The following is a 25,666-nucleotide window of genomic DNA, read 5'->3' on the forward strand; positions in this document are numbered from 1 at the left end:
CCCCGCCCCCGCCCTGCGGGGGGCGTTACCTTTCCGCCCTGCCACCGCCATCCCCCGCCCCCGGTGCCGGCCCCGCGGTGGCGGCCCGGACACCGGGTCGGTCGGAAGGTTCAGCGGATGGGCATTCCGGAGAGGGTGCGGGCGATCACCAGGCGCTGGATCTCGCTGGTGCCCTCGAAGATCGTGTAGATGGCGGCGTCCCGGTGCATACGCTCCACCGGGTACTCGCGGGTGTAGCCGTTGCCGCCGAGGATCTGGATGGCCTGGGCGGTGACCTTCTTGGCGGTCTCGCTGGCGTACAGCTTGGACATCGAGCCTTCGGCCGAGGTGAACTGCTTGCCGGTGGTCGCCATCCAGGAGGCGCGCCAGACCAGCAGCCGTGCGGCGTCGATCTGCGTGCGCATGTCGGCGAGCTGGAAGGCGACACCCTGGTTGTCGATGATCGGGCGGCCGAACTGGCTGCGGGTCTTGGCGTAGTCGAGTGCCACCTCGTACGCGGCGCGGGCGGTGCCGACGGCCATGGCCCCCACTGCCGGACGCGACGCCTCGAAGGTGGCCATGGCAGCGTTCTTCACCCTCTCGCCGCCGCCCGCCTTGGCCCGCTCCCGGGCCCGGGCCAGCCGCTCGTCCAGCTTCTCCTTGCCGCCGAGCAGGCAGTGGCCGGGGATCCGAACGTCCTCGAGGACGACCTCGGCGGTGTGCGAGGCACGGATTCCGTGCTTCTTGAACTTCTGGCCCTGCGAGAGGCCCGGGGTGCCGGGCGGGACGATGAACGAGGCGTGTCCCTTGGAGCCCAGCTCCGGGTCGACGACGGCGACCACGACATGCACGTTGGCGATGCCGCCGTTGGTCGCCCACGTCTTGGTGCCGTTGAGCACCCACTCGTCGCTCGCCTCGTCGTACACCGCACGGGTACGCATGGCGGCGACGTCGGAACCGGCATCGGGCTCCGAGGAGCAGAAGGCTGCGAGTTTGACGTCGTCCGTGTCGCCGTACATCTGGGGGATCCAGGTGCCGATCTGCTCCTCGGTACCGTTGGAGAGAACTCCGACCGCCGCGAGGCCGGTGCCGACGATCGAGAGGGCAATGCCCGCGTCGCCCCAGAACAACTCCTCCATGGCCATCGGGATGCCGAGACCGCTCGGGTCGAAGAACTGCTGGGCGTAGAAGTCCAGGGAGTAGATGCCGACCTTGGCGGCTTCCTGGATCACCGGCCAGGGCGTCTCCTCACGCTCGTCCCACTCCGCGGCGGCGGGGCGGATGACGTCTGCTGCGAACCCGTGGATCCAGTCGCGGACCTGCTTCTGGTCGTCGTTGAGTTCGAGCGTGAACTCGGCCATGTCCCCTCCAGCACTGCGGCGGTCATTTCATCCATGCGTTACTAACGGTAACTTGAGTGTGTTACTCGCAAGTAGCCTCTGTCAACCTTTGAAGGCACGGTCAGCACCGGTATCGAACAGGGTGTTACGTTTCGCGGGGGAACGGAATTCGCAGGGGCGGGGAGAGGCACCATGGGGACCACAGAAGCCAAGCAGCAGCCGGCCGCACACCGGCGACGCAGGGAACTGCTCGAGGCGGCCGACCGCGTCGTCCTGAGGGACGGACCGAAAGCGTCCATGAACGCCATCGCCGCCGAGGCAGGCATCACCAAACCCATCCTCTACCGGCACTTCGGGGACAAGGGCGGTCTCTACCGGGCGCTCGCCAAGCGGCACACCGACGCACTGCTCGACGCCCTACGGGCCGCGCTGGACGCCCCTGCCGAGCGGCGCGAACGCGTCGAGGCGACGCTCGACACCTATCTCGCGGCGATCGAGGCGCGGCCGCAGGTCTACCGGTTCCTGATGCATCCGGCCGACGATTCCCAGCAGCCCGAGCAGGCCTTCGACGTCGGACTGCACTCGGCGCCGCTGCTGCGCCGGCTCGGCGAGGAACTGGCCAAGGTGATCGCCGAACGCGTCGACCTCGGCCCGGACAGCGATCAGCTGGCCCGGGTATGGGGCCACGGCATCGTCGGCATGATGCATGCGGCCGGTGACTGGTGGCTCGGTGAACGCCCGTGCTCCCGCGACCGATTGGTCAGCAGCCTGGCCGATCTGCTCTGGGGCAGGCTGGCCGCGGTCGGGGACCGGGCCGGCGGTCCGGGCTTCTGAACGCCACCGGCCGGCCTGCCCGAACGCCACCGACCGGTCTCACTGAGCGCCGCCGCCCATCCGGCCGGCCTCGATCGGCGCCCTACCGGGACCGCCGGCCGGCCGCGCGCAGCGCCTTGCGTCTGCGCCAACCGGTGAGCCGGTCGGTGTAGACGGTGCCGTCGAGATGGTCGCACTCGTGCTGCAGACAGCGTGCGAAGAATCCGCTACCGCTGACGGTGACCGGCTCACCGGTCACCGAGAAGCCCTCGACAACGGCGTGATCGAAGCGAGGGGTGCCCGCTTCGACACCCGGGAGTGAGAGACAGCCCTCGGCGCCCCGCACGGTAATCCCGTCCGCCTCGACCAGCCGGGGGTTGACCAGATGGCCGAGGTGGCGGGCATCCTCGTCGTCCGGGCAGTCGTAGACGAACACCCGCAACGCCACGCCCACCTGGTTCGCCGCGAGACCGACCCCGCGGGCGGCGTACATCGTCGCGAACAGGTCCTCGACGAGCTGCGCGAGCGACGGGCCGAATTCGGCCACCGTTTCGCACGGAGCGTGCAGCACCGGATCACCGAGCGGCTTCATCGCTCGCACACGTCCGGAACTACCGGGGATCGGGCGGTTTCGCATGGCGGCAAGGGTACGTTCCACCCAGCTGGACATCGCCGCCGGTGGTGCCGAGGTCGGGCAGGCGGCCGGATCTCGATAGGCTGAGCCCCGCGCCGACGCAAGGAGGATCCAGAACGATGGCAGGCAACACGGAGCCGCTGTCGCCGCGGGCCAAACTGGCCGTGACGGCAGGCAAGGCCGCGGCAGCGGTATCGCGCGCCGCGGGGCGCGGCAGCGGGTCGGTGATCGGTGGCAAGGTCGCACTGCGGCTCGACCCCGACCTGCTGGGACGTCTCGCGCAGCACCTGGACGTGATCCTGGTGTCGGCGACCAACGGCAAGACGACGACGACCCGGCTGATCGCCGAGGCCCTGCGGGCCGCCGGCCCGGTGGTCTCGAACGCCCTGGGTGCCAACATGCCCGCGGGGATCACCTCCGCGCTGGCCGGCGGCTCGGACGCGCGCTACGGCGTGATCGAGGTCGACGAGAAGTACCTGGCCGGGGTGGCGCGCGACACCACGCCCAAGGCGATCGCCCTGCTCAACCTCTCCCGGGACCAGCTCGACCGGGCCGGCGAGACCCGCATGCTGGCCGAGCGGTGGCGCGAGGGGCTGGCCGGCACCAAAGCCGTGGTCATCGCCAACGCCGACGACCCGCTGGTCGTCTGGGCGTCCTCCTCCTCACCCACCGTGGTGTGGGTGGCCGCGGGTCAGGAGTGGAAGGACGACGCCTGGTCGTGCCCCTCCTGCGGCGGTGTACTGCAGTGGCCGAACGACGACTGGTTCTGTGCCGACTGCGGTTTCCGTCGCCCCGCGCCCAGTTGGGCACTCTCCGGCGATCACGTGCTGGATCCGCACGGCTCCGCGTGGCCCATCCATCTGCAGTTGCCGGGCCGGGCGAACAAGGCCAACGCCACCACGTCGGCGGCCGTCGCCGCCACCTTCGGGGTACCGCCCCAAGTGGCGCTGGAGCGGATGTACGCGGTGCAGGCCGTCGCGGGCCGCTATGACGTGGTGTCGTTCCTGGGCCGTGAACTGCGCCTGCTGCTCGCCAAGAACCCGGCGGGCTGGCTGGAGACGTTCTCGCTGATCGACCCGCCGCCCACCCCGGTGATCCTGGCGGTCAACGCCCGCGGCGCCGACGGCACGGACACCTCCTGGCTGTGGGACGTCGACTACACCCGCCTTGCCGGCCATCCGATCTTCGTGATCGGAGACCGCAAACTGGACCTCGCGGTCCGCCTGGAAGTGGCCAATCTGCAGTTCCAGGTCTGCGAGAGCGTGGACGAGGCCGTTCAGTACGCACCGCCCGGCCGGATCGAACTGATCGGCAACTACACCGCGTTCCAGGACGTGCGCCGCCGCGTCGGCAACTGACCGCAGAGGAAACGATGATGAGCGAGAACAGCCTGCGTCTGGTGTGGGTCTACCCGGATCTGCTGAGCACCTACGGGGACCAGGGCAACGCCCTGGTGGTGGAGCGCCGCGCCCGTCAGCGCGGTCTCGACGTGACACGTATCGACGTACGCAGCGACCAGCCGGTGCCGACGTCCGGTGACATCTACCTGATCGGCGGCGGCGAGGACCGCCCGCAGCGGCTGGCCTCCGAGCGACTGCGGCGGGACGGCGGCCTGCAACGGGCGGCCTCCAACGGGGCGATCATCTTCTCGGTCTGCGCCGGATACCAGATCCTCGGCCACGAGTTCATCAACGACCTCGGCGAGCGTGAGCCGGGCCTCGGTCTGCTCGACGTGGTCTCCACCCGCGGGGAGGGCGACCGCTGCGTGGGCGATGTGTACGGCGACATCGACCAGCGGCTCGGTCTGCCGCCGCTCACCGGCTTCGAGAACCACCAGGGCATCACTCATCTCGGCCCCACCGCACGCCCGTTCGCCCGGGTGAGCCTCGGCCGGGGCAACGGAACCGGCGACGGCACCGAGGGGGCGTACAACGACACCGTCTTCGGCACGTACATGCACGGCCCGGTACTGGCCCGCAATCCGCAGATCGCCGATCTGCTGCTGAAGCTGGCCCTCGACGTGAACGCGCTGCCGCCGACCGACGACCGGTGGTACGAGGCGCTGCGCGCCGAACGCGTCGCCGCGGCGACCCAGCCCGCGTAGCGGCGCAACCCGCATGAGGCCCCGGACGTACATCTGAGCGGTGTCCAGCAGTCGGACGTCAGGTGCGGTCCGGCTGCCCCGCGCCGGTATGGTGACGGGGATCCAGCCGGACGACGTGGTCCGGTCACAGGCCCACGTTGCAAAGGTTTGTCGGGCAATGCGAATTGGTGTGCTCACCTCCGGCGGGGACTGCCCCGGCCTGAATGCCGTCATCCGCTCGGTCGTTCACCGTGCCGTCGTCGACCACGGCGATGAGGTGATCGGCTTCCACGACGGGTGGAAGGGCCTGCTCGAGTGCGACTACCGCAAGCTCGACCTCGACGCGGTGGGCGGCATCCTGGCCCGCGGCGGGACGATCCTCGGCTCGTCCCGGGTCCAGCCCGCCCATCTGCGGGACGGCGTGGAACGCGCCAGGGGCCACGTGGCCGACCTGGGCTTGGACGCGATCATCCCGATCGGCGGCGAGGGCACCCTGAAGGCGGCCCATCTGCTCTCCGAGGCGGGGCTGCCGATCGTCGGCGTACCGAAGACGATCGACAACGACATCGCGTCGACCGACGTGACCTTCGGTTTCGACACGGCCGTCGGCGTGGCGACCGATGCGCTCGACCGGCTGAAGACCACCGCCGAGTCGCATCAGCGGGTGCTGATCGTCGAGGTCATGGGGCGCCACACCGGCTGGATCGCGCTGCACTCGGGCATGGCTGCCGGTGCGCACGCCATTGTGGTCCCGGAGCGCCCCTTCGACATCGGTGAGCTCTCCGAACTGGTCGGCCGGCGGTTCTCGGCCGGCAAGAAGTTCGCCATCGTCGTGGTCGCCGAGGGCGCCAAGCCCCGCGAAGGTTCGATGAGCTTCGATGTGGGCGGCAAGGACATGTACGGCCACGAGCGTTTCGCCGGTGTCGCCAGGCAGCTCTCGGTCGAGCTCGAGGAGCGGCTCGGCAAGGAGGCCCGGCCGGTGATACTCGGCCATGTTCAGCGCGGCGGTACCCCCACCGCGTACGACCGGGTACTGGCCACACGTTTCGGGTGGCACGCGGTGGAGGCGGCGCACCGCGGCGCCTTCGGGATGCTCACCGCGCTGCGCGGCACGGAGATCGTCATGGTGCCGCTGGCGGAGGCCGTCGAGACCCTCAAGACGGTGCCGGCCGAGCGGTATGCCGAAGCCGAGTGCGTGCTCTGACCGCTCCGCGTCATACCCCGACGAGCGCTCCGTAATCGTCCGATACGGTATGAACTGCCCCCGGCCGCAACCGCGGCCGGGGGCAGTTCTAGTCTTGTGCGGACATCAGGCACGAATCAGGAGTGAGTGGATGGATCACAGCGGGCACGGCATGACCATGGATCTGCCGCCGTTCACGCTGGGGCGGGCGCTGGAGTTCTCGGCGGACCCCTTCTTCCTGATCGGCTGTCTGCTGGCTCTCGCACTCTACGGGTGGGGTGTGGTGCGGCTGCGCCGGCGAGGCGACAGCTGGCCGACTCACCGGATCGTGCTCTTCACCCTCGGTGTGCTGACCGTGGCCGTGACGATGTGCACCGGGCTGAACGACTACGGCATGGTGATGTTCAGCGTGCACATGGTGCAGCACATGATCATCAGCATGCTCTCCCCCATCCTGCTGCTGCTCGGCGCACCCGTGACGCTGGCGCTGCGGGCGCTTCCGGTGGCCGGCCGCGGCAACCGCAAGGGGCCGCGGGAACTGCTGCTGGCGCTGTTGCAGAGCCGCTACCTGCGGATCATCACGCACCCGGCGTTCACCATTCCGCTCTTCATCGCCAGCCTCTACGGGCTGTACTTCACCCCGCTGTTCGACACCCTGATGGGGTCGAAGACCGGGCACATCGCGATGATGGTGCACTTCCTCCTCGTCGGCCTGGTCTTCTTCTGGCCGATCATGGGCGTGGACCCCGGGCCGCACCGGCCGGGCTACATCATGCGGATCATGGAGCTCTTCGCCGGCATGCCCTTCCACGCCTTCTTCGGCATCGCCCTGATGATGGCGACCCAGCCGATGGTGCAGACGTACCGGCACCCGCCGCTCTCGCTGGGCATCGACGCACTCTCCGATCAGGAGGCGGCGGGCGGAATCGCCTGGGCGTTCAGCGAGGTCCCCTCGGTGATCGTGCTGATCGCGCTGGTCTTCCAGTGGTACCGCTCCGAGCAGCGGGTCGCCAGGCGCTCGGACCGGGCCGCGGACCGCGACGGCGACAAGGAGCTGGCGGCGTACAACGCCTATCTCGCTTCGTTGCAGGCCCGCGGCCAGTAGCGCCGAAGGGCCCTTCGGGGCGACGATGGTCCTCCGGCCCGAGGAGGAGCGGACATGCCCGGTTCAACGAAAGCGATGGGTGTCATGACCGTCGGCGCCCTGGTCATGGTCACGGGGTACTCGGCGGTGCTCGGCAGTAGCGGCTGGCTGTGGTTCGGCTGGGTGATCCTGGGGATGGTGACCCTAGGAATGATCGCCTCGCGCGGCACCGACTGAGCCGGCGAGCACGCGCATCGAGGCAGGTCCGGCGGACTGAAGGGCTCAGGTTGTTCTACTACATCTTGAAATACGCCGTTCTCGGGCCACTGCTGAGGCTGCTTTTCCGGCCCAGGATCGAGGGCCGCGAGCACATCCCGGAGGACGGCGCGGCCATCGTGGCCGGGAACCATCTGTCCTTCTCCGATCACTTCCTGATGCCGGCCGTCATCAGGCGCCGCATCACGTTCTTGGCCAAGCAGGAGTACTTCACCGGCCCGGGCGCCAAAGGCCAGCTCACCGCGGCCTTCTTCCGCAGCGCCGGACAGATCCCGGTCGACCGCTCCGGCAAGGAGGCCGGGAAAGCCGCGGTACGTGAGGGGCTCGGTGTGCTCAGCCGGGGCGAGCTGCTCGGCATCTATCCGGAGGGCACCCGCTCGCACGACGGCAAGCTGTACAAGGGCAAGGTCGGCGTCGCCGTGATGGCGATCAAGGGGCGGGCGCCGGTGGTGCCGTGCGCCATGGTCGGCACCTTCGAGATCCAGCCTCCCGGGCAGAAGATGCCGAAGATCAAGCAGGTCACGATCCGCTTCGGCGAACCGCTGGACTTCACCCGCTATGCCGGCATGGAGGACCAGAAGGCGGCGCTGCGCGCCGTCACCGACGAGATCATGTACGCGATCCTCGGTCTCTCCGGTCAGGAATACGTCGACCAGTACGCCGCGGACGTGAAGGCGGCGCACGCCAAGAAGTTCCCCAAGCGGCTGCGCTGACGGCGGATCAGCCCTCAGCAGAAGTTCTCGGGCAGGTCCGGAGCGCGGGCCCTAACGTCGGTCTCATGACTACCGGAAACGCTTTTGTACTGGGAGCGACGGGCCAGATCGGTCGCGCGGCGGTGCGCGCGCTCGTCGCGGACGGCTGGGAGGTTCGGGCGGCCTCCCGCGGCACGGCGCGCGACGAAGACATGCCCGACGGTGTGCGAACGGTGCATGTCGACCGGGACAGCGAGGGGGCACTCGCCGCGGCGCTCGGCGACGGCTGCGACGTACTGGTCGACATGGTGGCGTACGGACAGGACCATGCCAGGCAGCTGACCGCTCTGGCCGACCGGATCGGATCAGCCGTGGTGATCTCCAGCGGCGCGGTGTACGAGGACGCCGACGGCCGCAGCTTCGACACCCAGGGTGAACCCGACGGGTTCCCCCGCTACCCGGTGCCGATCCCCGAGGACCAGCGAACGGTGGCCCCGGGACCGGCGACCTACGGCACCCGGAAGGTCGCCCTGGAGCGCCATCTGCTGGCTGTGGCCGGAACGTTTCCGGTGACCCTTTTGCGGGCCGGTGCCATCCACGGCCCGCACTGCCGCACGCCGCGCGAGCTGTTCTTCGTCAAGCGCGCGCTCGATGGACGGCCGGTGCGCGTCCTGGCCCACGGTGGCCGGAGCCGCTTCCATCCGACCCATGTCTCGAACCTCGCCGAAATGATCCGGCTGGCCGCGCGGCAACCGGCGGCCCGGGTGCTCAACGCGGCGGACCCACAGGCTCCCACCGTCGCCGAGATCAGCGCGGCGGTCGACCAGGCCATGGGGGTACGGAGCGAGCTGGTACTCGTCGAGGGTCCCGCTCAGGTCGGGAACACTCCGTGGGGGGTCGACCATCCGGTGGTGTACGACATGTCCGCCGCCGAGCGGGAACTCGGCTACCGCCCGGTCACCGGGTACGCCGAGTCGCTGCCGCGGACGGTGGAATGGCTCACCGCACAACTGCGCGGCCGGGACTGGCGGGAGGCCTTCCCCGCCATGGCGAAGGCGTACGACCCGCACCTCGACCTCTTCGACTACGCGGCGGAGGACGCCTGGCTCAACGGCCCGGCATGAGCGCTGGGTGTTCGTCATGAGTGGAGGCTGCTCGGTGCAGCAGCCCCCACTCCCCCGGCTACCGGCCGACAGGCGTCACGGCTGCGGTGTGGCGTGCGGGCCGCACGTCACATCGTGGCTGTCGGTCCGGCCGGTCAGCAGATAACTGTCGACGCGGGAGTTGATGCACGGGTTGACCAGGCCGGTCACACCGTGCGACCCCGCGTCCTTCTCGATGATCAGGCGCGAGCCCTGGAAGCGCTTGTGCAGTTCGACGGCGCCCTGGAACGGGGTGGCGGCGTCCCGGGTGGACTGCACGATCAGTACCGGCGGCAGGCCCTTGCCGGTGTGTACGTCCACCGGCGTGTGCTGCTTCGCGGGCCAGGTCGCGCACGGCAAGTTCATCCACGCGTTGGACCAGGTGAGGAACGGATACTCCGCATGGAGCCGGGTGTTGTCCCGGTCCCACTTGCGCCAGCTGGTCGGCCACTTGGCATCGGCGCATTCGACAGCAGTGTAGACCGCGGTGCCGTTCTCCGCCGACGCATTGCCTGCGACATCCGACATGTCGGGTCCTGCCGCGTCGACCAGCGCCTGGGTGTCTCCGGCTCGGTAAGCACTCCAGGTCTTGGCGACCGGCACCCACGAGGAGTCGTAGTACGGAGCGCTCTGGAAGAGGCCGAGGAGCTCGGCGGGACCGACGACTCCTCCGATCGGGTGCTTCTTCGCGGTGGCGCGCAGTTTCAGCCACTCCTGCTCGACCGCCGCCCGGGTGGTGCCGATGTGGAAGGTGGCGTCGTTCTTGGCGACCCAGGTCTCCCAGTCGTTCCAGCGGTTCTGGAAGGCGACGTCCTGGCCGAGGTTGGCCTCGTACCAGATGTTCGACTGCTTGGGGTTGACCACGCTGTCGACGATCATCCTGCGGACATGGGACGGGAAGAGCGTCCCGTAGACCGCGCCCAGGTAGGTGCCGTAGGAGACACCGAGGTAGTTGAGCTTCTTTTCACCGAGGGCCGCCCGGATGACATCCAGGTCGCGGGCGGTGTTCGGCGTGGTCATGTACGGCAGCATGGCGCCGCTGCGCTCCTGGCAGCCGTCCGCGTACTCCGCGGCGAGCTTCCGCTGGGCCAGCTTGTCGGCTTCACTGTCCGGCACCGGGTCGGCCTTCGGGGCCTTGACGTACTCCTGGGGATCCATGCAGGAGATCGGCGCCGAGTGGCCGACACCGCGCGGGTCGAAGCCCACGAAGTCGTACGCCTTGGCCGCGTTGACCCAGAGGGCGCTGTGAGTGGTGCTGCGGACTGGGAAGCGCATTCCGGAACCGCCGGGGCCGCCCGGGTTGTAGACCAGTGAGCCCTGCCGCTCGGACCCGGTGCCGGTGCTCACCGCACGGTCCACGGCCAGTTTGATCTGGCGTCCGTCCGGCCTGGCGTAGTCGACCGGCACCGTGACCCAGCCGCACTGGACCGGCTTGGCGAGTGCCCAGTCTGCGGGGCAGTCCTGCCAGTCGATGCCCTGCCGTGCGGCCCGGGCGGCAACGATCGCGGCACCCCGCGCCTCGGGACTGCCGTGATGGCCGTGGTGGCGGCCGTCCGCGGTGGCCGACGGAGCTGCCATGGCGCCCGCTATCAGGGTCACCGCGGCCAGAGCGCCGGCCGAGCCGAGCGCTGTGGTACGCCTCACGTGGTACCTCCCCCTCTGTGAGGCACCGCTTGTGGCGGTGCTCTTCAGTACGTACGGCGGATCCTGGCGTGTGAACGGTCCCTGACAAAAGGCCGCGTGGGCGTTTCTTTACCAACCCGCAATGCGGACGGTGGGAAACGGTGAGCGGTGCACGCGCTGTGGGAGGCCTGTGTGTCTCGGGGCCCCGGTTCGCCGCTCCCGGTTCACCGAGCCTCCGTTATCACCGCCTCGTCGAGCAGCGCCCGCAGCCGCAGCGCGTCGGGGGCGAGCGCGGTGATCAGCACAGCGGGCCCGGCCAGCGGGGTGAGCGCTGCCGTGTCGCCGAGCAGCCGGGGCGCCGGCTTCCGGTCCGCCGCCTCGAACGCCGGGTCCACGATGAGGAGTTGCCCGACAGCCCGGTGGCCTCCCAGGACGGCGCCACCGTCCCACCCGCCGGGCGCCCCGGCACCGAAGCTGAGCTCCTGGTCCAGCAACGGCCGACCGGCACGGTGAACGGTGAGCCGGGTGCTCAATGTGCCGGGGGCTTCCTCGTGCCGGCCCAGGATCTGCTCCTCGCGCAGGACCAGCCGGGCACTGCGGGCCAGCTCGATACGCGTGGTCATCTGCAGCCGCCCGCCGTGTACGCAGATCAACTGCTCGGGCAGCCAGCTCAGTTCGGCCCCCTCCCCGACACCGATGCGGATGTCGTAGCGGCTGGGTTCGTCGGCGGGTCCGGGCAGTGCGATCGTCGCAGCAGCCGAACCGACCCGGAGCCGCGCACCGGCCCGTACCTCGGCTTCGATGGCGAGCCGGTCCCCGTTCAGCGGCGCGCTCATCGCCCCGACGACGGTGACCCTGGCCGCCGGTCCGGGGCCATGGGTACGCCGCAGGGCGAGTGGTCCGTCGCTCATCAGGACCGGCAGGGCCGTGCCGCCCCGGCCGTCGGGGGCGGCAGCGATACGGGCCGTGGCCCGCAGGCTCATACGGCCCAGCCGGCGAGCTGTGCGCGTACCCAGTCGGCGACCGGTCGTACGCCGTCCTCGCCCTTCAACGAGGTGAGGAGGACCGGTCGTTCGCCGCGCTGGTCGGCGGCGTCACCGGCCATCCTGCGGAGGTCCGACCCGACGTACGGCGCGAGGTCGGTCTTGTTGATGACCAGAAGATCGGCGGTGGTGATTCCGGGACCGCCCTTGCGCGGGATGTCATCGCCCCCCGCGACGTCGATGACGAAGATCTGGGCATCGACGAGCCCCTTGGAGAAGGTCGCCGTGAGGTTGTCGCCACCCGATTCCAGCAGGATCAGGTCGAGCGGTCCCACGGCTTCCTCCAGATCCTCGACCGCTTCGAGGTTGGCCGAGATGTCGTCCCGGATGGCGGTGTGCGGGCAGGCCCCCGTTTCGACGGCCTGGATCCGCTCGGGCGGCAGCACCGCGGAGCGCAGCAGAAACTCCGCGTCCTCACGCGTGTAGATGTCATTGGTGACGACGGCGATGGACAGTTCGGTGCGCAGCGCACGGCAGAGGGCGGCGACGGTCGCGGTCTTGCCGGAGCCCACCGGGCCGCCGAGGCCGATGCGCAGGGCCCGCCGCGTTCCGTCGGGGCGGGCCGCATCGGCGCTGACCGCCATGGCGGTGCCGGAATGATCGAGGTGCATGTGCGTGCTCCAGTGGCGTCAGGGGTTACGAGGCGAAGAGGCGTACCGGCCGGGCGGCGTGCGCCTGCGCGGCGATGTCGAGCAGCGGCGCGGAGGCGGCCGGCAATCGGTCCGGACCGTTGCGCACGGCCTCTGCCGCGGCCGCGACGGCCCGGTCCGCCACCCGGTCCATCTCGGGTGCGAGGCGGGCAAGGACGGCGGTGGCCTCGAAAGGGTTGAGGCCGAGGAGCCGGACGGCCGCACCGGCCGGACCACTGACCGTCTCGTAGGCGACACAGTGCGCGGCGTCGCCGGCCCCGAGTCCCGCCGCGCGGGCGGTGACCCCGAGGACGACGGGCTGGTGCGCGCCGCGTGGCAGTGCGGCGGCCAGCGCGTCGAGTTCGGGACACGGCCAGGTGGCGCGTGCGGCCCGCATCAGCTGGCGGCCGAGCTTGCGGGCGGCCGCCCGCAGGGCGGGCGAGGGTGTCCGGGCGTCGGCGGCCTCGTCGAGTACGCGGGGATCGGCTCCCAGCGTGGCAGCGGCGGCGAGCGCCGCGGAGGTGAGTCCGGTGGTGTGCAATCGGCCGAGGCAGAAGTCCGTCAGGTCCCCGGCGTCGCTGATCCGCCCTGCCACCACGGCCTGTTCGGCGCCGCCGGAGTGGGCGTGACCGCCGGCAGGGAACCGGCCGTCGGCCAGCATCAGCAGCGCCGATCGGCTCCTCGGAGGCGTCTTTCCCGGATCGCTCATGAATCGTCCATCAGAAGAGGAAGTAGCGCTGGGCCATGGGAAGTTCGGCAGCCGATGCCGGCTCGACGGGTTCACCGTCGATGGTCACGGTGAAGGTGTCGGCGTCGACCTCGACGCGGGGCAGCGCGTCGTTCTCCCGCATGTCCGCCTTTCCGATGGCGCGGGTGCTGCTGATCGCGACGAATGCCTTGCCGGGTTCTCGGCGTTCGGCCAGACCGTCGTCGAGGGCGGCCTGCGTGACGAAGTTGACCGAATTGGCCGCCGGGGCCCGCCCGGTCGCTCCGAACATCGGCCTGGGCAGTACCGGTTGCGGGGTGGGAATGGAGGCATTGGCGTCCCCCATCTGGGCGTAGGCGATCTGTCCGCCCTTGAGAACCAGCTGGGGTTTCACGCCGAAGAAGGCCGGGGCCCAGAGGACGAGATCGGCGAGTTTGCCGCTCTCCACCGAGCCGATCTCCCGGTCCAGGCCCTGCGCCACGGCGGGGTTGATGGTGTATTTGGCGACATAGCGACGTGCGCGACGGTTGTCGGCACGGCCGTCGCCCGGCAGGGCGCCTCTGCGCTGCTTCATCACGTGGGCGGTCTGCCAGGTGCGGAGCGTGACTTCTCCGATGCGGCCCATCGCCTGGGAATCCGAGGAGATGATCGAGATGGCACCCAGATCGTGCAGGATGTCCTCGGCCGAGATGGTGGACGGCCTGATCCGGGACTCCGCGAAGGCCAGATCCTCGGGAACGGCCGGGTTGAGGTGGTGGCAGACCATCAGCATGTCGAGGTGTTCCTCGATGGTGTTGACGGTGTACGGCCGGGTCGGGTTGGTGGAGCTGGGCAGGACGTTGGGCTCGGAGACGACGGTGATGATGTCGGGAGCGTGTCCACCTCCCGCGCCCTCACTGTGGTAGGCGTGAATGGAACGCCCGGCGATGGCCGCCAGGGTGTCGCCGACGAAGCCGGCCTCGTTGAGCGTGTCCGTGTGGATGGCGAGCTGAGCGCCGGTCTCCTCGCAGACACCCAGACAGGCGTCGATGACGGCCGGGGTGGCGCCCCAGTCCTCGTGGATCTTGAACCCCAGGGCGCCACCGCGCAGTTGGGAGTGCATCGCCTCGCGGGACATGGTGCTGCCCTTGCCGAGCAGCCCGATGTTCACCGGGTACCCCTCCAACGCATCGAACATCCGGGCGAGGTGCCAGGAGCCGGGCGTCACGGTGGTGGCTTTGCTGCCCTCCGCCGGGCCGGTTCCGCCACCGACGAGGGTGGTGACCCCGGACGACAGCGCCTGGTCGATGAGCGTGGGGGTGATGAAGTGCACGTGGGCGTCGATGGTGCCGGCCGTGAGGATTTTGCCGTTGCCTGCGATGACTTCGGTTTCGGGGCCGATGACCAGATCGGGGTGGACTCCGTCCATCGTGTCGGGGTTTCCGGCCTTGCCGATTCCGGTGATACGTCCCGCCCGGATGCCGATGTCGGCCTTGACGATGCCCCAGTGGTCGAGGATCACAGCGCCGGTGATGACGGTGTCCGGGGCGCCCTGCGCGCGGGTGGCGCGGGACTGGCCCATCGACTCCCGGATCACCTTTCCGCCGCCGAACACCGCTTCGTCGCCGGCCCGGCCGGGGCCTCCGCAGCGGTCCTCCTCGATCTCGACGAGAAGCTCGGTGTCGGCGAGGCGGATCCGGTCCCCGGCGGTGGGGCCGAAGAGGTCGCCGTAGACGGCGCGGGTGAGTTCAGCCATCGAGGGCTCCTGCGGTCTCTCCCCGCAGTCCCGGGACGATGCGCAGCCCGGCGATGGGGACCAGTTCGATGTCGACGGGAATGCCGGGCTCGAAGCGCACCGCGGTTCCCGCGGCGATGTTCAGCCGACGGCCTTGTGCCGCGGCGCGGTCGAAGCGCAGAGCTGGATTGGCCTCGGCGAAGTGATAGTGGGAGCCGACCTGCACGGGGCGGTCGGCGATGTTGAGAACGGTGAGACGGGTGGCCCGGCGGCCCTCGTTGAGGGTCAGCGGGTCTTCGGCATACAGGATCTCTCCGGGGATCATCGGTGCCATTTCCCGGTCAGACGATCGGCTCGTGCACGGTGACGAGCTTGGTGCCGTCCGGGAAGGTCGCCTCGACCTGGACCTCGTGGACCATCTCGGGGATGCCGTCCATGACGTCCGCCCTGGCGAGCACCTTGCGCCCCGACGCCATCAGTTCGGCCACCGTACGGCCGTCCCGGGCACCTTCCAGGATGTGCGAGGTGATCAGCGCAACCGCCTCGGGGTGGTTCAGTCGCAGGCCCCGCGCTCTGCGCTTCTCCGCGACGTCCGCCGCCACATGGATGAGCAGTCGTTCCTGCTCATGGGGTGTCAGTTGCACGCTTCCGCCTCACCGTCTTCATCCCGGGCCCGGTCGGGCACCGCGGACCACACGACTTCAACATTTTGTTGACACGGTGCGGAACCCCAGGCCATCAGGCATTGCACATTAGGGCGGAAGTTTTTCCGGCAGGTTAACCGGCCTTTTGCTGGGCCATGATCGTCGCTTGCGGTGTGCGTTCGGCGAAGCGCGCAGGGTGACCCTGGAGACACACCGTCCCGCCATCCTTTCGGCTGCCACCCCTACCCCGATGGGCGTCGCCCGGAAGACTTAGACGGGCCGGGTCCGACGGCTCGTCCCGATTTGCACCGCGTGCCCGAGCACCCGCCGCGGAGCGGGGCTGCACACCTGGTGAGGGGCCCGTACCCGCCGGCCGGTCGGTGCTTCCGGGACCCTGCCCACTCGGATGGGTCAGGGGTGAGCGGACTGGCGAACCGGCACTGTCAGGCAGAAATCCGGCGCGCGGTGAGTGAAGATCCCTGGGACGACAAGCCCCCGCCACCACGGCGGGGCGGTCCGGGCGGACGCCGAGTCCTGCCGCCGTACCCGGACGTCTGGTCGACACGAGTGGATCGGCAGGAGTGGAGGACCCAAGCAGTTCGGGGCGACAGACATGTCGCCCCTTGGGGTGAAGCCGCTGCAAGGACGGCCGACCGATCAGTCGGCCAACCGCGCGGCGGCCGGGCAACTTCGCCGGCCCGAACCCGACAGGTCAACCTTCTCAGGCGGTTTGACGAAGGGTTGCGCATGACTGCGCAGATTCACATCCCGTCTCTGCTCACCCGGGCCGGAACCGCCTCGGCCCTTACACTCGCCGCAGTAGCGGGGACCTCGCTGGCGCCCGGCGCCGCACCCGAGGCCCAAGCGGCCGCACACGCCGCCAGAGCGGTGCAGATCGCGGCATCCAAAAAGGGATCGCCCTATCAGTGGGGCGCAGCCGGCCCCTCGCGGTTCGACTGCTCCGGGCTGACCTTCTATTCGTTCAAAAAAGCGGGCAAGAAGCTGCCGCGCACCGCCCAGGCGCAGTACAACAAAGTGCGGCATATCACTGCCTCCCACCGCAGGCGTGGGGACCTGGTCTTCTTCCACTACGGACGGAACGTCTTCCACGTCGGCCTGTACGCGGGGAGCGGCAAGATCTGGCATTCGCCGAAAACCGGTTCCGTGGTCAGGCTGGAGCGGATCTGGACCAAGAGCGTCTGGTACGGGCGCGTGAACTGAAGAAGCGGCGGGCACGGCTGCCGCAGGCTCAGGTCTGGGCGGCAGCCGTCCAGGGCAGGGCGATCCACACCGTCTTGCCGCCTTCCCGGGTCGGGGTGACCGACAGCCGGCCGCCGCTCTCGGCGGCCAGCCATCGGATGATCACCATGCCCCGGCCGTTGTCCTGCTGGACCGCCGCGGGCAGCCGCTGGGGCCAGCGCGGGTGACTGTCCGTGACACCGATGCGCAGCAGTTCGTCCCGCTCCAGCACGATGTCCACGGTGAAGGTGGGTGACTGGCCGAAGGTGTGCTGCACGGCATTGGTCGCCAGCTCGGAGACGATCAGCCGGATCGCGTCCGCCGCGTCCGTGTCGTTCGGCAGGCCCCAGTCGGTGAGCACCCGGGCCACATAGGACCTGGCCGCCGGAACCGATGCAGGTTCGCTCGGCAGGGTGATTTTTGCTTCCTGGTGGTCTGCCATGACGGCCTGTCCCTTTCCCACCGGTGCCGGCTCCGACTCGTTGCGGATGCACTTCGAGGACGGCCTCGGATTGCCCTTCGCGCCAGCGTGACACTCATAGTGACCGCATCGTCCGCGATCCACAAAGATGGGCCTGTATCAGTCGCTCAAAGTGATGAACTCTGCTACGGGAGAACGTATTTGGACGGGAAAACGGGGGAACGGCTGTTCCCCGTCAGGGTCACCCGGCGGGCACGGTTCGCAGTAGGGTCTGCACCGCCCCGGCAATCTGCTCCTCCGTCAGGTCCGCACGGGCGGTGAGTCGCAGCCGGGAAACACCGTCCGGCACCGAAGGCGGCCGGAAACAGCCGACCACGAGCCCCGCTTCCCGGCAGGCGGCGGCCCAGCGCACCGCCGCGGCCGGCGACGGCGCGCGTACGGACACCACGGCGGCCTGCGGGTGTACCGCGCTCAGCCCGGCCGCGGTGAGACGGTGGTGCAGCGTGTTCGCCACCGTACGGGCCCGCCCGCCCAGGCCGGGTTCCGCGCGCAGCAGCCGCAGGGCCGCCAAGGCCGCGCCCGCCGCGGCCGGTGCCAGGCCGGTGTCGAAGATGAAGGTGCGGGCCGCGTTGACCAAGTGGTCGATGACCCGGGCCGGGCCCAGCACCGCACCGCCCTGGCTGCCCAGGGACTTCGAGAGGGTGACCGTGGCGACCACGTCGTCCGCGCCGGCCAGCCCCGCGCCGTGCAGCGCTCCTCGGCCGCCTTCGCCGAGCACCCCGAGACCGTGGGCGTCGTCCACGGCCAGGGCGGCACCGTGACCTCGGCAAACGGCGGCCAGGTCCGCGAGTGGCGCCGCGTCGCCGTCGACCGAGAAGACGGAGTCGGTGACGACGAGGGCGCGGCCCCGGTGCGCGCCGAGCGCCTTGGCGGCCGCCTCCGGATCGGCGTGCGGGACGACTTCGGTTGCCGCACGGGACAGCCTGCATCCGTCGACGATCGAGGCGTGGTTGCCCGTGTCCGAGACGATGAGCGAACCCCGGTCGGTCAGCGCGGTGAGGGCCGCCAGATTGGCGGCGTATCCGGAGGAGAAGACCAGCGCCGCCTCGAAGCCGCAGAAATCGGCGAGGTCCCGTTCCAGTTCGGCGTGCAGTTCCGTCGAGCCGGTCACCAGCCTTGACCCGGTGGCACCGGCGCCCCAGCGGCGGACCGCCGCCGAGGCCGCTTCGGTGATCTCCCTTCTACGGGCCAGCCCCAGGTAGTCGTTACTGGCCAGATCCAGCAGATCCGAAGCGGCCGGGCGTGGCCGCAGCGTGCGGACGAGGCCGGCGCGGGCCCGCAGGGATGCCGCGGTATCGGTCCAGTCGAAGGGCGATGGAGGCGTGACACCCGGCATGATCAGTCCCTCTTTGTAGGCAGTTCACAGACCCTAGCGGGGGCCATGCGGGGTCATGGTGTGGCAATGCACACACCCTTCACGGCGGGTGTTGTTCGGTTCCTCCTTGGCCTGACGTACTGCCGTAGGCCAGGATCACCCCCATGGACCTGCTGAACACGCTGGTGGACAAGGGGCTGCGGCGCGAACTGCCGACCCGTGAAGAGGCGCTCGCCGTACTGGCGACGTCGGACGACGAGCTGCTCGATGTGGTGGCCGCAGCCGGAAAGGTACGCCGTCAGTGGTTCGGACGGCGGGTGAAGCTCAATTACCTCGTCAATCTCAAGTCCGGGCTCTGCCCGGAGGACTGCTCGTACTGCTCGCAACGGCTTGGCTCCAAGGCCGAGATCCTCAAGTACACCTGGCTGAAGCCGGACGAGGCTTCCCAGGTGGCGGCGGCCGGTGTGGCCGGCGGGGCGAAGCGGGTGTGTCTGGTCGCGAGCGGGCGGGGCCCGACGGACCGCGATGTCGACCGGGTCTCGCAGACCATCGAGGCGATCAAGGAACAGAACGAGGGCGTGGAGGTGTGCGCCTGTCTCGGACTCCTCTCCGGCGGGCAGGCGGAGCGGCTGCGGGCCGCGGGAGCCGATGCCTACAACCACAACCTCAACACGTCCGAGGCGACCTACGCCGACATCTGCACGACGCATGACTTCTCCGACCGGGTGGAGACCGTCCAGCAGGCACAGGCCGCGGGGCTCTCGGCCTGCTCGGGCCTGATCGCCGGGATGGGCGAGAGCGATGCCGATCTCGTCGATGTGGTGTTCGCCCTGCGCGACCTCGACCCCGACTCGGTGCCGGTGAACTTTCTGATCCCCATGGAGGGAACCCCGCTCGCCGAGCAGTGGAACCTGACGCCGCAGCGCTGCCTGCGCATCCTGGCAATGGTGCGGTTCGTCTGTCCGGACGCGGAGGTACGGCTGGCCGGCGGGCGGGAGGTGCACCTGCGTTCGCTGCAGCCGCTCGCCCTGCACCTGGTCAATTCCATCTTCCTCGGCGACTACCTGACCAGCGAGGGTCAGGCGGGCCGGGCCGATCTGGACATGATCGCGGACGCCGGCTTCGAGGTGGAGGGCGCGGACACCACCACGCTGCCCGACCACCGTACGGATCTGGTGTCGGTCCGCCGCCGGGGCGCCGGGACGGATCTCGCGCCCAATGCCTGACACGGACCAGCTGCTCGAACTCGACCGGCGGCACGTCTGGCATCCGTACGGGCCGATGCCCGGACAGCAGGAACCGCTGCTGGTCGAGTCGGCGTCCGGTGTGCGGCTACGGGTGGCCGGTGCGGGCGAGCTCGTCGACGGCATGTCGTCGTGGTGGTCAGCGATCCACGGGTACAACCACCCTGTGCTCAACGAGGCCGCGCGCGGCCAGTTGGACCGGATGAGCCATGTGATGTTCGGCGGGCTCACCCATGAGCCCGCCGTCCGGCTCGCGGCCAAGCTGGTGGAGATCACCCCGGAACCGCTCCAGCACGTGTTCCTGGCCGACTCCGGTTCGGTGTCGGTCGAGGTGGCGGTGAAGATGTGCCTCCAGTACTGGCGATCGGTGGGCCGCCCGGCCAAGCAGCGTCTGCTGACCTGGCGCGGTGGCTACCACGGGGACACCTGGCAGCCCATGTCGGTGTGCGACCCCGAGGGAGGCATGCACGAGTTGTGGTCGGGAGCGCTGCCGCGCCAGGTTTTCGCGGACGCCCCGCCTGCCGCGTACGAACAGGGGTACGCCGACCACCTCGACGAGCTCATCGGCCGCCACGCCGACGAGCTGGCCGCGGTGATCGTGGAACCCGTGGTGCAGGGGGCGGGTGGTATGCGGTTCCACTCCCCCGGGTATCTGCGGGTGCTGCGGGAGGCGTGCGACGCGCACGGTGTGCTGCTGGTGTTCGACGAGATCGCCACCGGCTTCGGCCGTACGGGCACCCTCTTCGCCGCCGGGCAGGCGGGGGTCGCGCCAGATGTGATGTGCGTGGGCAAGGCGCTGACCGGTGGTTACCTCACCATGGCGGCGACCCTCTGCACCCCCCGGGTGGCCGACGGCATCGCGCGCGGAGAGGTACCCGTGCTGGCCCACGGGCCGACTTTCATGGGCAACCCGCTGGCCGCCGCGGTGGCCTGCGCCTCGATCGAGCTGTTGCTGGCGCAGGACTGGCAGCAGGAGGTCAAACGGCTGGAGACCGGTCTGCGGGACGGTCTCGCGCAGGCCGCCACGCTGCCCGCCGTGCGGGATGTGCGGGTCATGGGGGCGATCGGCGTCGTACAGCTCGATCACGAGGTGAACATGGCGGCGGCGACCCGGGCAGCGGTGCGCGAGGGGGTCTGGCTGCGTCCCTTCCGTGACCTCGTCTACACCATGCCGCCCTACATCACCGGCGACCAGGACCTCGCACGGATCTGCCGGGCGATCCGCGCCGTCGCGCGGGAGGGATGAGATGACGATTCTCTTTGTCACGGGCACCGGTACCGAGATCGGCAAGACCGTGGTCACCGCCGCTGTGGCGGCCGCGGCCCGGGGGCGCTCGGTCGCCGTGCTCAAACCGGCACAGACCGGTCTGGCACCCGGCGAGCACGGCGACGCCGCTGAGGTCGCCCGCCTGGCCGGGGCGGTGACCGCGGTGGAGCTCGGCCGGTTCCCGGAGCCGTTGGCGCCGGCGACCGCCGCCCGGCGCGCCGCGATGACACCGGTGCGACCGCAGGACGTCGCGGACGCGGCGCAGAAACTGGCCACCGAGCATGACCTGGTGCTGGTCGAGGGCGCCGGCGGACTGCTCGTCCGGTTCGACGACGAGGGCGGCACGCTGGCGGACGCGGCCGCGCTCGTCGGCGCGCCGGTGCTGGTGGTGACGCCTGCCGGACTCGGTACGCTCAACGCCACCGCGCTCACCGCGGAGGCGCTGCGGGCCCGGGGCGTCGAGTGCGCCGGCGTGGTCGTCGGCAGCTGGCCCGCCGCACCCGGTCTGGCGGCCCGTTGCAACATCACGGATCTGCCGGTGGTGGCCGGGGCCCCGCTGCTGGGAGCGGTCCCGGAGGGTGCCGGTGCGCTGTCGCCGGCCGATTTCCGGGACCGGGCCACCAACTGGCTGGCACCGCGCCTGGGCGGTGACTGGACGCCGCCTCGCTGAGCGTGCGCGCATCACCGGCTCGCCGGTGATGCGCGCACAAGCGTCATCGTCCCGTGCGGGGGGAGAATTACGGTGTCCGCACCCTCGCTGGAGGAGGCACCCGATGCCCGCAGGCAGTGACAGGATTCCCCGCGACGCCGTGCACCATCCGCTCTTCGCGCGCTTCTACGCCCGCTTCAGTGTCAGTGCCGACCTCAAGGGAGGGATCGCGGCTCACCGCGCCGAGCTGCTTTCGGGCCTCTCCGGCCGGGTGATCGAGATCGGCGCGGGCAACGGACTCAACTTCGCGCACTACCCGGCGGCCGTCTCCGAAGTGGTGGCGATCGAACCGGAGCGCAGTCTGCGGCAGTTGGCAGTCAGCTCGGCGCTGCGCGCCGAGGTGCCCGTCGATGTGGTGCCCGGCGCGGCTGAGGCGCTGCCGGTGAAGAGCGAGGCTTTCGACGCGGCCGTGGCGTCACTGGTCCTGTGCACCGTCCGCGATGTGCCCCGGGCTCTCGCCGAGATCAGGCGGGTACTGCGGCCCGGTGGTGAACTGCGGTTCTTCGAGCACGGCCTGGGGGAGGGCCGGGCCATGGCGACGACCCAGCGGGTCCTGGACCGCACGGTCTGGCCGTTGCTCTTCGGTGGCTGTCACACCGCGCGGGACACCCTGGCCTCCATCGGGGCGGCGGGCTTCGAGCTGGGCGCATACCGGCGGCTCACCGTGCCGGAGAAGGGCCCCCGCCTTCCGTCGTCCCCCTGTGTGCTGGGAGTGGCCCGCCGGCCGTCGGTGAGCGACGCATCCAGGTGAACGGCGGCGCCCGGGCGGGTCACAGACACCACTGCCGCAATTCGTCGGCGATGGACCGGACATCGGCCTTGTCCAGCTTGACCAGCCGGGCCAGGTCTCTCACCTGCTCGGGCGACGTGACGACCTTCAGCCCGCAGGCGACCAGGTAGCCATAGGCGACAGCAGAGGCGAACATGGCGTTGGAGCGCTCCAACGCCGGCACCTGCAGCAGTAGTTCGAGCAGGGCGGCGGCACGGCTGTGCGGATCGCTGTAGACCGGGATTCCGAAGATCTCGGCCTCATGCCGGGCGACGGCGGCCACCAGTGCGCCCCAGTCGGTGACCTGCGGATCCCCGGGGGTCTTGTGTTCGGCGACCATCAGCAGCCAGGGAAGATCGATCCGGAGGCTCAACGGCCGCTGTCCCGGCGCCGGCGGCTCGCGGTGAACTCGTGACCGGCTGCGGAGTCGTGGCCCGCTGCGGACTCGTCCGCGAACTCCTCGGCGAAAACAGACTCGTACTGCTTCATGAAGTCGGCGGCCGCTTCGACGAAGGTGTGTCCCACTTCGCCGGTGTCCTGCCGGACCAGTTCCTCGATGTACCGGTTCACGCTCATCCCCCGCTGGAGCGCCCGCTCCCGCGCGGCCTCGGCGGTCACCTCGTCCACGCGCACGTTCAGCTGAGTCTTCGCCATACCACCAAGCTAGCGCCGATGTGCTAGCACCCGCAAGAGCGGGGCGCGGCACCGGCTCGGCGGCCATGACCGTCCTCGTGCCGCGGACGCCGCAGAGGGTGCGGGCACAGCCGCCGAGAAGGCGCCTTGGGCGACCTCCGGGCTCAGCCGTGGGCCCCCTTCCTGGCGCTGCCCTGACCGTGGCCCCACGCGTAGGCGAGTCGGTCCGCGCCGCTGGGGCTGTTGGTGGTCAGCGACAGATCCGTGCCGGTGCCGTGCAGGGTTTCCATGCTGTACGTGTCACCGTTGCGCAGGCCCGGCCAGTAGACCGAACCCATCCCCAGCTCGCGGAAGGTGTCCGTATCGGCCTGCATGTACGCGATGGAGTTGCCCCCGGTACTGGGCCCGTTGTAGTTCAGTCCGGTGGTCATCGGGGCGCCGAACTCGTCCGCCACCGTGCGGGAGGCGCAGGATCCTATGCGGCTCTTCAGGTCGGTGACCCACTCCGAGTAGCTGGCGTTGGTCTTCCAGAAGCCGTAGTGGTGCAGGGAGAGGTAGGTCCCGTTGAAGCGGCTGTCAGCGCAGACTGAGGTCACGCTGTCGTTGTAGCCGGTGCCGCTGACGAAGATCCGGTTCTTGGGGATCTTCGGGTAGTTGCTGATCCACTGGGCGGCGAGATCGGCCCATGCGCTCTGGCTGTAGCCGAACGGCTCGTTCATGGGCTCGAAGTAGACGTGATGGTTGCCCGCGTACTTGCTGGTCACCTTCGCCCACATCGACCAGAACGACGCCATGTCGTCCACGTGGCCGTCCTTCTGGCTCCCGGCGCCCTCCCAGTAGCCGAGGATGACCTTGAAACCCTTGGCCGTGGCAGCGTCGATGGCACCGGTGTAGGAGTTCCAGAAGGAGCCGTTCACGCTGTAGGGGTTGATCGGCAGCCGCACCGTGTTGGCACCCAGATTGCTCCGGAAGCCGCTGATGATCGCGGTGGACTTGGCGTAGGTGGTGGCGTAGCTGTCCGAGGTGGAGAGACCTGACGGTATGACCGGGTCGTTGGCGTAGTTGTCGCGTGGGTCGGCCCAGTTGACACCCTTGAACTGGCTGGTGTTGGTGGCCGCCGAGGCGCTGCCGGCCAGCGGTGCGGTGCTGAGCGCCACGGCTATCAGGCCGGTGGCGGTGAGGGCGGCGGCCAGCACGCCACTCAGGGTGCGCCGGGAGCCGTGCACCCGGCGGAAGGGAAGTGTGGGAGGACGCATGTGCGGGTTCCTTAGGTGATGTGTGGGGAAGTGAGCGGCGTCACATTATGGTTCCGTCGGTGTTTCGACAAGGGTTTCGGCAAAGACTTCGGCTAAGCCTTTTACAAAGCCCTGGGAGTCGCCCCATCCGGTGTGCCCTTAGCGGGCAGCGATGTCACCACCGCCGCCCGCGAGGCTCAGCGGGTCGGCGGGGGCGCCGTGCTGTGCCGGACGATCAGGTGTGTGGGGACGAGCGTGGTGCCCTTCTCCGGTGCGTCGTTGCGGATCTGCCGCAGGACGTCCTCGACGCAGAGCCGCCCGAGCTCGGCGAAGTCCTGATGGATGGTGGTCAGGGGAGGCAGGAATGATGCCGCCTCCGGGATGTCGTCGAAGCCGACGACGCTGACGTCCTCCGGGACCCTCCTGCCGTGTTCGTGCAGCGCGCGCAGCACGCCGAGGGCCATCTGGTCGTTGGCCACGAACACGGCCGTGCAGCGCGGATCGGCGGCGATCCGCAGGCCTGCCCGGTAACCCGATTCGGCCGACCAGTCCCCGCGCAGCAGAGCGGGCTCCTCCCGCCCGGCATCCCGGAGAACCGACCGCCAGCTGTCGACGCGTCGCTCGGCGGAGAAGGAACCCTCGGGGCCCGCAACGTGCCAGACCGTCTCATGGCCGAGCTCGAGCAGATGCGCGACCGCGGCCCGGGCGCCGCCTCTCTGGTCGGTATCGACCACGCAGTACCGGTCACCGGCGTTGGAATCCACCACCACCACCTGGGCGTGCGGTGGCAGGGTCACGGTGGCGGTGTCCAGGAGATGCACCTCCATGATGATGATGACGCCGTCCACCGCGATCTCGCCGAGGCGGGTGAAAGCGCCATGCACCTCGTCCTGGGTCGGAACGGTCACCGGCAGCAGCGTGGTGGCGTATCCCTCCCGCGCGGCCGATGAGGAGACGGCCTCCAGGGTGCGCATGTTTCCGGTGGTGGAAAGGGTGAACAGGATGACGCCCAGGGTGCGGAACTCGCCACGCCTGAGGGCGCGGGCCGCGCTGTTGGGCCGGTAGCCGAGCTCCCTCATGGCGCTGCGCACCTGCTGCCGGGTGGACTCCACGACTCCCGGGTAGCCGTTGGAGACACGGGAGACGGTCTGCGTGGAGACGCCCGCCAGCCTGGCGACGTCCGCCATCG

General features: G+C 69.8%; 28 protein-coding genes and 1 riboswitch. Of the genes, 13 read left to right on the top strand and 15 right to left on the bottom strand.

Annotated elements, in window-relative coordinates; genetic code table 11:
- Positions 1-110: 110 nt before the first annotated feature.
- Complete coding sequence (locus tag AB0M87_RS28970; RefSeq protein WP_365858105.1) at positions 111-1,340, bottom strand: acyl-CoA dehydrogenase family protein; 1,230 nt, start codon at positions 1,338-1,340, stop codon at positions 111-113.
- Positions 1,341-1,511: 171 nt separating this feature from the next.
- On the opposite strand from AB0M87_RS28970, the gene AB0M87_RS28975 reads away from it, so the two are divergent.
- Positions 1,512-2,153 (top strand): TetR family transcriptional regulator, encoded by a 642-nt coding sequence (locus tag AB0M87_RS28975; protein ID WP_365858107.1) that lies wholly within the window; start codon positions 1,512-1,514, stop codon positions 2,151-2,153.
- An 82-nt stretch (positions 2,154-2,235) separates the two neighbouring features.
- Here the strand turns inward: AB0M87_RS28975 and def are convergent, their stop codons facing one another.
- Complete coding sequence (def, locus tag AB0M87_RS28980; RefSeq protein WP_365858109.1) at positions 2,236-2,769, bottom strand: peptide deformylase; 534 nt, start codon at positions 2,767-2,769, stop codon at positions 2,236-2,238.
- 116 nt (positions 2,770-2,885) lie between these two features.
- Here def and AB0M87_RS28985 point away from each other — a divergent pair, with 116 nt between their 5' ends.
- The 7 genes from AB0M87_RS28985 to AB0M87_RS29015 all read left to right on the top strand — a co-directional run bounded on the left by AB0M87_RS28985 (position 2,886) and on the right by AB0M87_RS29015 (position 9,208).
- The gene (locus tag AB0M87_RS28985) at positions 2,886-4,124 is read left to right on the top strand and encodes a MurT ligase domain-containing protein (RefSeq protein ID WP_365858111.1); all 1,239 of its coding nucleotides are present in this window, start codon (positions 2,886-2,888) and stop codon (positions 4,122-4,124) included.
- A 17-nt stretch (positions 4,125-4,141) separates the two neighbouring features.
- Complete coding sequence (locus AB0M87_RS28990; protein ID WP_365858113.1) at positions 4,142-4,870, top strand: glutamine amidotransferase; 729 nt, start codon at positions 4,142-4,144, stop codon at positions 4,868-4,870.
- Between the two features lie 157 nt (positions 4,871-5,027).
- Positions 5,028-6,053 (top strand): 6-phosphofructokinase, encoded by a 1,026-nt coding sequence (locus AB0M87_RS28995; protein WP_365858115.1) that lies wholly within the window; start codon positions 5,028-5,030, stop codon positions 6,051-6,053.
- A gap of 130 nt (positions 6,054-6,183) precedes the next feature.
- The gene (locus AB0M87_RS29000) at positions 6,184-7,137 is read left to right on the top strand and encodes a cytochrome c oxidase assembly protein (RefSeq protein ID WP_365858117.1); all 954 of its coding nucleotides are present in this window, start codon (positions 6,184-6,186) and stop codon (positions 7,135-7,137) included.
- A gap of 54 nt (positions 7,138-7,191) precedes the next feature.
- On the top strand, positions 7,192-7,353 hold the full coding sequence (locus tag AB0M87_RS29005) for a hypothetical protein (RefSeq protein WP_365858120.1): 162 nt from the start codon (positions 7,192-7,194) through the stop codon (positions 7,351-7,353).
- Positions 7,354-7,403: 50 nt separating this feature from the next.
- Positions 7,404-8,105 (top strand): lysophospholipid acyltransferase family protein, encoded by a 702-nt coding sequence (locus AB0M87_RS29010; protein WP_365858122.1) that lies wholly within the window; start codon positions 7,404-7,406, stop codon positions 8,103-8,105.
- A 65-nt stretch (positions 8,106-8,170) separates the two neighbouring features.
- Positions 8,171-9,208 (top strand): NAD-dependent epimerase/dehydratase family protein, encoded by a 1,038-nt coding sequence (locus AB0M87_RS29015; protein ID WP_365858124.1) that lies wholly within the window; start codon positions 8,171-8,173, stop codon positions 9,206-9,208.
- 75 nt (positions 9,209-9,283) lie between these two features.
- Here AB0M87_RS29015 and AB0M87_RS29020 read toward each other — a convergent pair whose 3' ends face one another.
- From AB0M87_RS29020 to AB0M87_RS29050, 7 genes are all read right to left on the bottom strand, one after another.
- Positions 9,284-10,870, bottom strand: coding sequence for an alpha/beta hydrolase (locus tag AB0M87_RS29020; RefSeq protein ID WP_365858126.1), 1,587 nt, complete (start codon positions 10,868-10,870; stop codon positions 9,284-9,286).
- A gap of 203 nt (positions 10,871-11,073) precedes the next feature.
- Positions 11,074-11,832, bottom strand: coding sequence for an urease accessory protein UreD (locus tag AB0M87_RS29025; RefSeq protein WP_365858128.1), 759 nt, complete (start codon positions 11,830-11,832; stop codon positions 11,074-11,076).
- Positions 11,829-12,503, bottom strand: a complete 675-nt coding sequence (ureG, locus tag AB0M87_RS29030; RefSeq protein WP_365858130.1) for an urease accessory protein UreG — start codon at positions 12,501-12,503, stop codon at positions 11,829-11,831. Before ureG ends, AB0M87_RS29025 begins: the two co-directional genes overlap by 4 nt.
- Before the next feature lie 25 nt (positions 12,504-12,528).
- Positions 12,529-13,230, bottom strand: a complete 702-nt coding sequence (locus AB0M87_RS29035; RefSeq protein WP_365858132.1) for an urease accessory UreF family protein — start codon at positions 13,228-13,230, stop codon at positions 12,529-12,531.
- A gap of 10 nt (positions 13,231-13,240) precedes the next feature.
- On the bottom strand, positions 13,241-14,962 hold the full coding sequence (locus AB0M87_RS29040; protein WP_365858134.1) for an urease subunit alpha: 1,722 nt from the start codon (positions 14,960-14,962) through the stop codon (positions 13,241-13,243).
- Positions 14,955-15,266 (bottom strand): urease subunit beta, encoded by a 312-nt coding sequence (locus tag AB0M87_RS29045; RefSeq protein ID WP_365858286.1) that lies wholly within the window; start codon positions 15,264-15,266, stop codon positions 14,955-14,957. The genes AB0M87_RS29040 and AB0M87_RS29045 overlap by 8 nt, the downstream gene beginning before the upstream one ends.
- Positions 15,267-15,282: 16 nt before the next feature.
- The gene (locus tag AB0M87_RS29050) at positions 15,283-15,585 is read right to left on the bottom strand and encodes an urease subunit gamma (RefSeq protein ID WP_365858136.1); all 303 of its coding nucleotides are present in this window, start codon (positions 15,583-15,585) and stop codon (positions 15,283-15,285) included.
- Positions 15,586-16,113: 528 nt separating this feature from the next.
- Positions 16,114-16,329: riboswitch (cyclic di-AMP (ydaO/yuaA leader) on the top strand.
- Positions 16,330-16,332: 3 nt separating this feature from the next.
- On the opposite strand from AB0M87_RS29050, the gene AB0M87_RS29055 reads away from it, so the two are divergent.
- Entirely contained in the window at positions 16,333-16,806 is a 474-nt protein-coding gene (locus tag AB0M87_RS29055; protein WP_365858138.1) for a C40 family peptidase, read from the top strand.
- Between the two features lie 28 nt (positions 16,807-16,834).
- On the opposite strand, the gene AB0M87_RS29060 is transcribed toward AB0M87_RS29055, so the two are convergent.
- Positions 16,835-17,266, bottom strand: a complete 432-nt coding sequence (locus tag AB0M87_RS29060) for an ATP-binding protein (protein ID WP_365858140.1) — start codon at positions 17,264-17,266, stop codon at positions 16,835-16,837.
- Positions 17,267-17,486: 220 nt separating this feature from the next.
- A complete protein-coding gene (locus AB0M87_RS29065) occupies positions 17,487-18,641 on the bottom strand; it encodes an 8-amino-7-oxononanoate synthase (RefSeq protein WP_365858142.1) in 1,155 nt (384 codons plus the stop codon).
- A 143-nt stretch (positions 18,642-18,784) separates the two neighbouring features.
- Here AB0M87_RS29065 and bioB point away from each other — a divergent pair, with 143 nt between their 5' ends.
- The 4 genes from bioB (at position 18,785) to AB0M87_RS29085 (ending at position 22,591) form a co-directional block, all read left to right on the top strand.
- A complete protein-coding gene (gene bioB / locus AB0M87_RS29070; protein ID WP_365858144.1) occupies positions 18,785-19,846 on the top strand; it encodes a biotin synthase BioB in 1,062 nt (353 codons plus the stop codon).
- Positions 19,839-21,110 carry an adenosylmethionine--8-amino-7-oxononanoate transaminase gene (locus tag AB0M87_RS29075; protein ID WP_365858146.1) on the top strand — a complete coding sequence of 424 codons (1,272 nt, stop codon included), beginning with the start codon at positions 19,839-19,841 and terminating at the stop codon, positions 21,108-21,110. Before bioB ends, AB0M87_RS29075 begins: the two co-directional genes overlap by 8 nt.
- Position 21,111: 1 nt before the next feature.
- Positions 21,112-21,801, top strand: a complete 690-nt coding sequence (gene bioD / locus AB0M87_RS29080) for a dethiobiotin synthase (RefSeq protein WP_365858148.1) — start codon at positions 21,112-21,114, stop codon at positions 21,799-21,801.
- Positions 21,802-21,904: 103 nt separating this feature from the next.
- Entirely contained in the window at positions 21,905-22,591 is a 687-nt protein-coding gene (locus tag AB0M87_RS29085; RefSeq protein WP_365858150.1) for a class I SAM-dependent methyltransferase, read from the top strand.
- A 19-nt stretch (positions 22,592-22,610) separates the two neighbouring features.
- Here AB0M87_RS29085 and AB0M87_RS29090 read toward each other — a convergent pair whose 3' ends face one another.
- From AB0M87_RS29090 to AB0M87_RS29105, 4 genes are all read right to left on the bottom strand, one after another.
- The gene (locus AB0M87_RS29090) at positions 22,611-22,982 is read right to left on the bottom strand and encodes a fic family toxin-antitoxin system, toxin component (RefSeq protein ID WP_365858152.1); all 372 of its coding nucleotides are present in this window, start codon (positions 22,980-22,982) and stop codon (positions 22,611-22,613) included.
- Complete coding sequence (locus tag AB0M87_RS29095; protein ID WP_365858154.1) at positions 22,979-23,263, bottom strand: toxin-antitoxin system HicB family antitoxin; 285 nt, start codon at positions 23,261-23,263, stop codon at positions 22,979-22,981. The genes AB0M87_RS29090 and AB0M87_RS29095 overlap by 4 nt, the downstream gene beginning before the upstream one ends.
- A 143-nt stretch (positions 23,264-23,406) precedes the next feature.
- A complete protein-coding gene (locus AB0M87_RS29100) occupies positions 23,407-24,498 on the bottom strand; it encodes a cellulase family glycosylhydrolase (protein WP_365858156.1) in 1,092 nt (363 codons plus the stop codon).
- A 176-nt stretch (positions 24,499-24,674) separates the two neighbouring features.
- The gene (locus AB0M87_RS29105; protein WP_365858288.1) at positions 24,675-25,664 is read right to left on the bottom strand and encodes a LacI family DNA-binding transcriptional regulator; all 990 of its coding nucleotides are present in this window, start codon (positions 25,662-25,664) and stop codon (positions 24,675-24,677) included.
- Positions 25,665-25,666 lie beyond the last annotated feature (2 nt).

The sequence above is a fragment of the Streptomyces sp. NPDC051320 genome (assembly GCF_040682175.1).
Classification (GTDB): domain Bacteria; phylum Actinomycetota; class Actinomycetes; order Streptomycetales; family Streptomycetaceae; genus Streptomyces.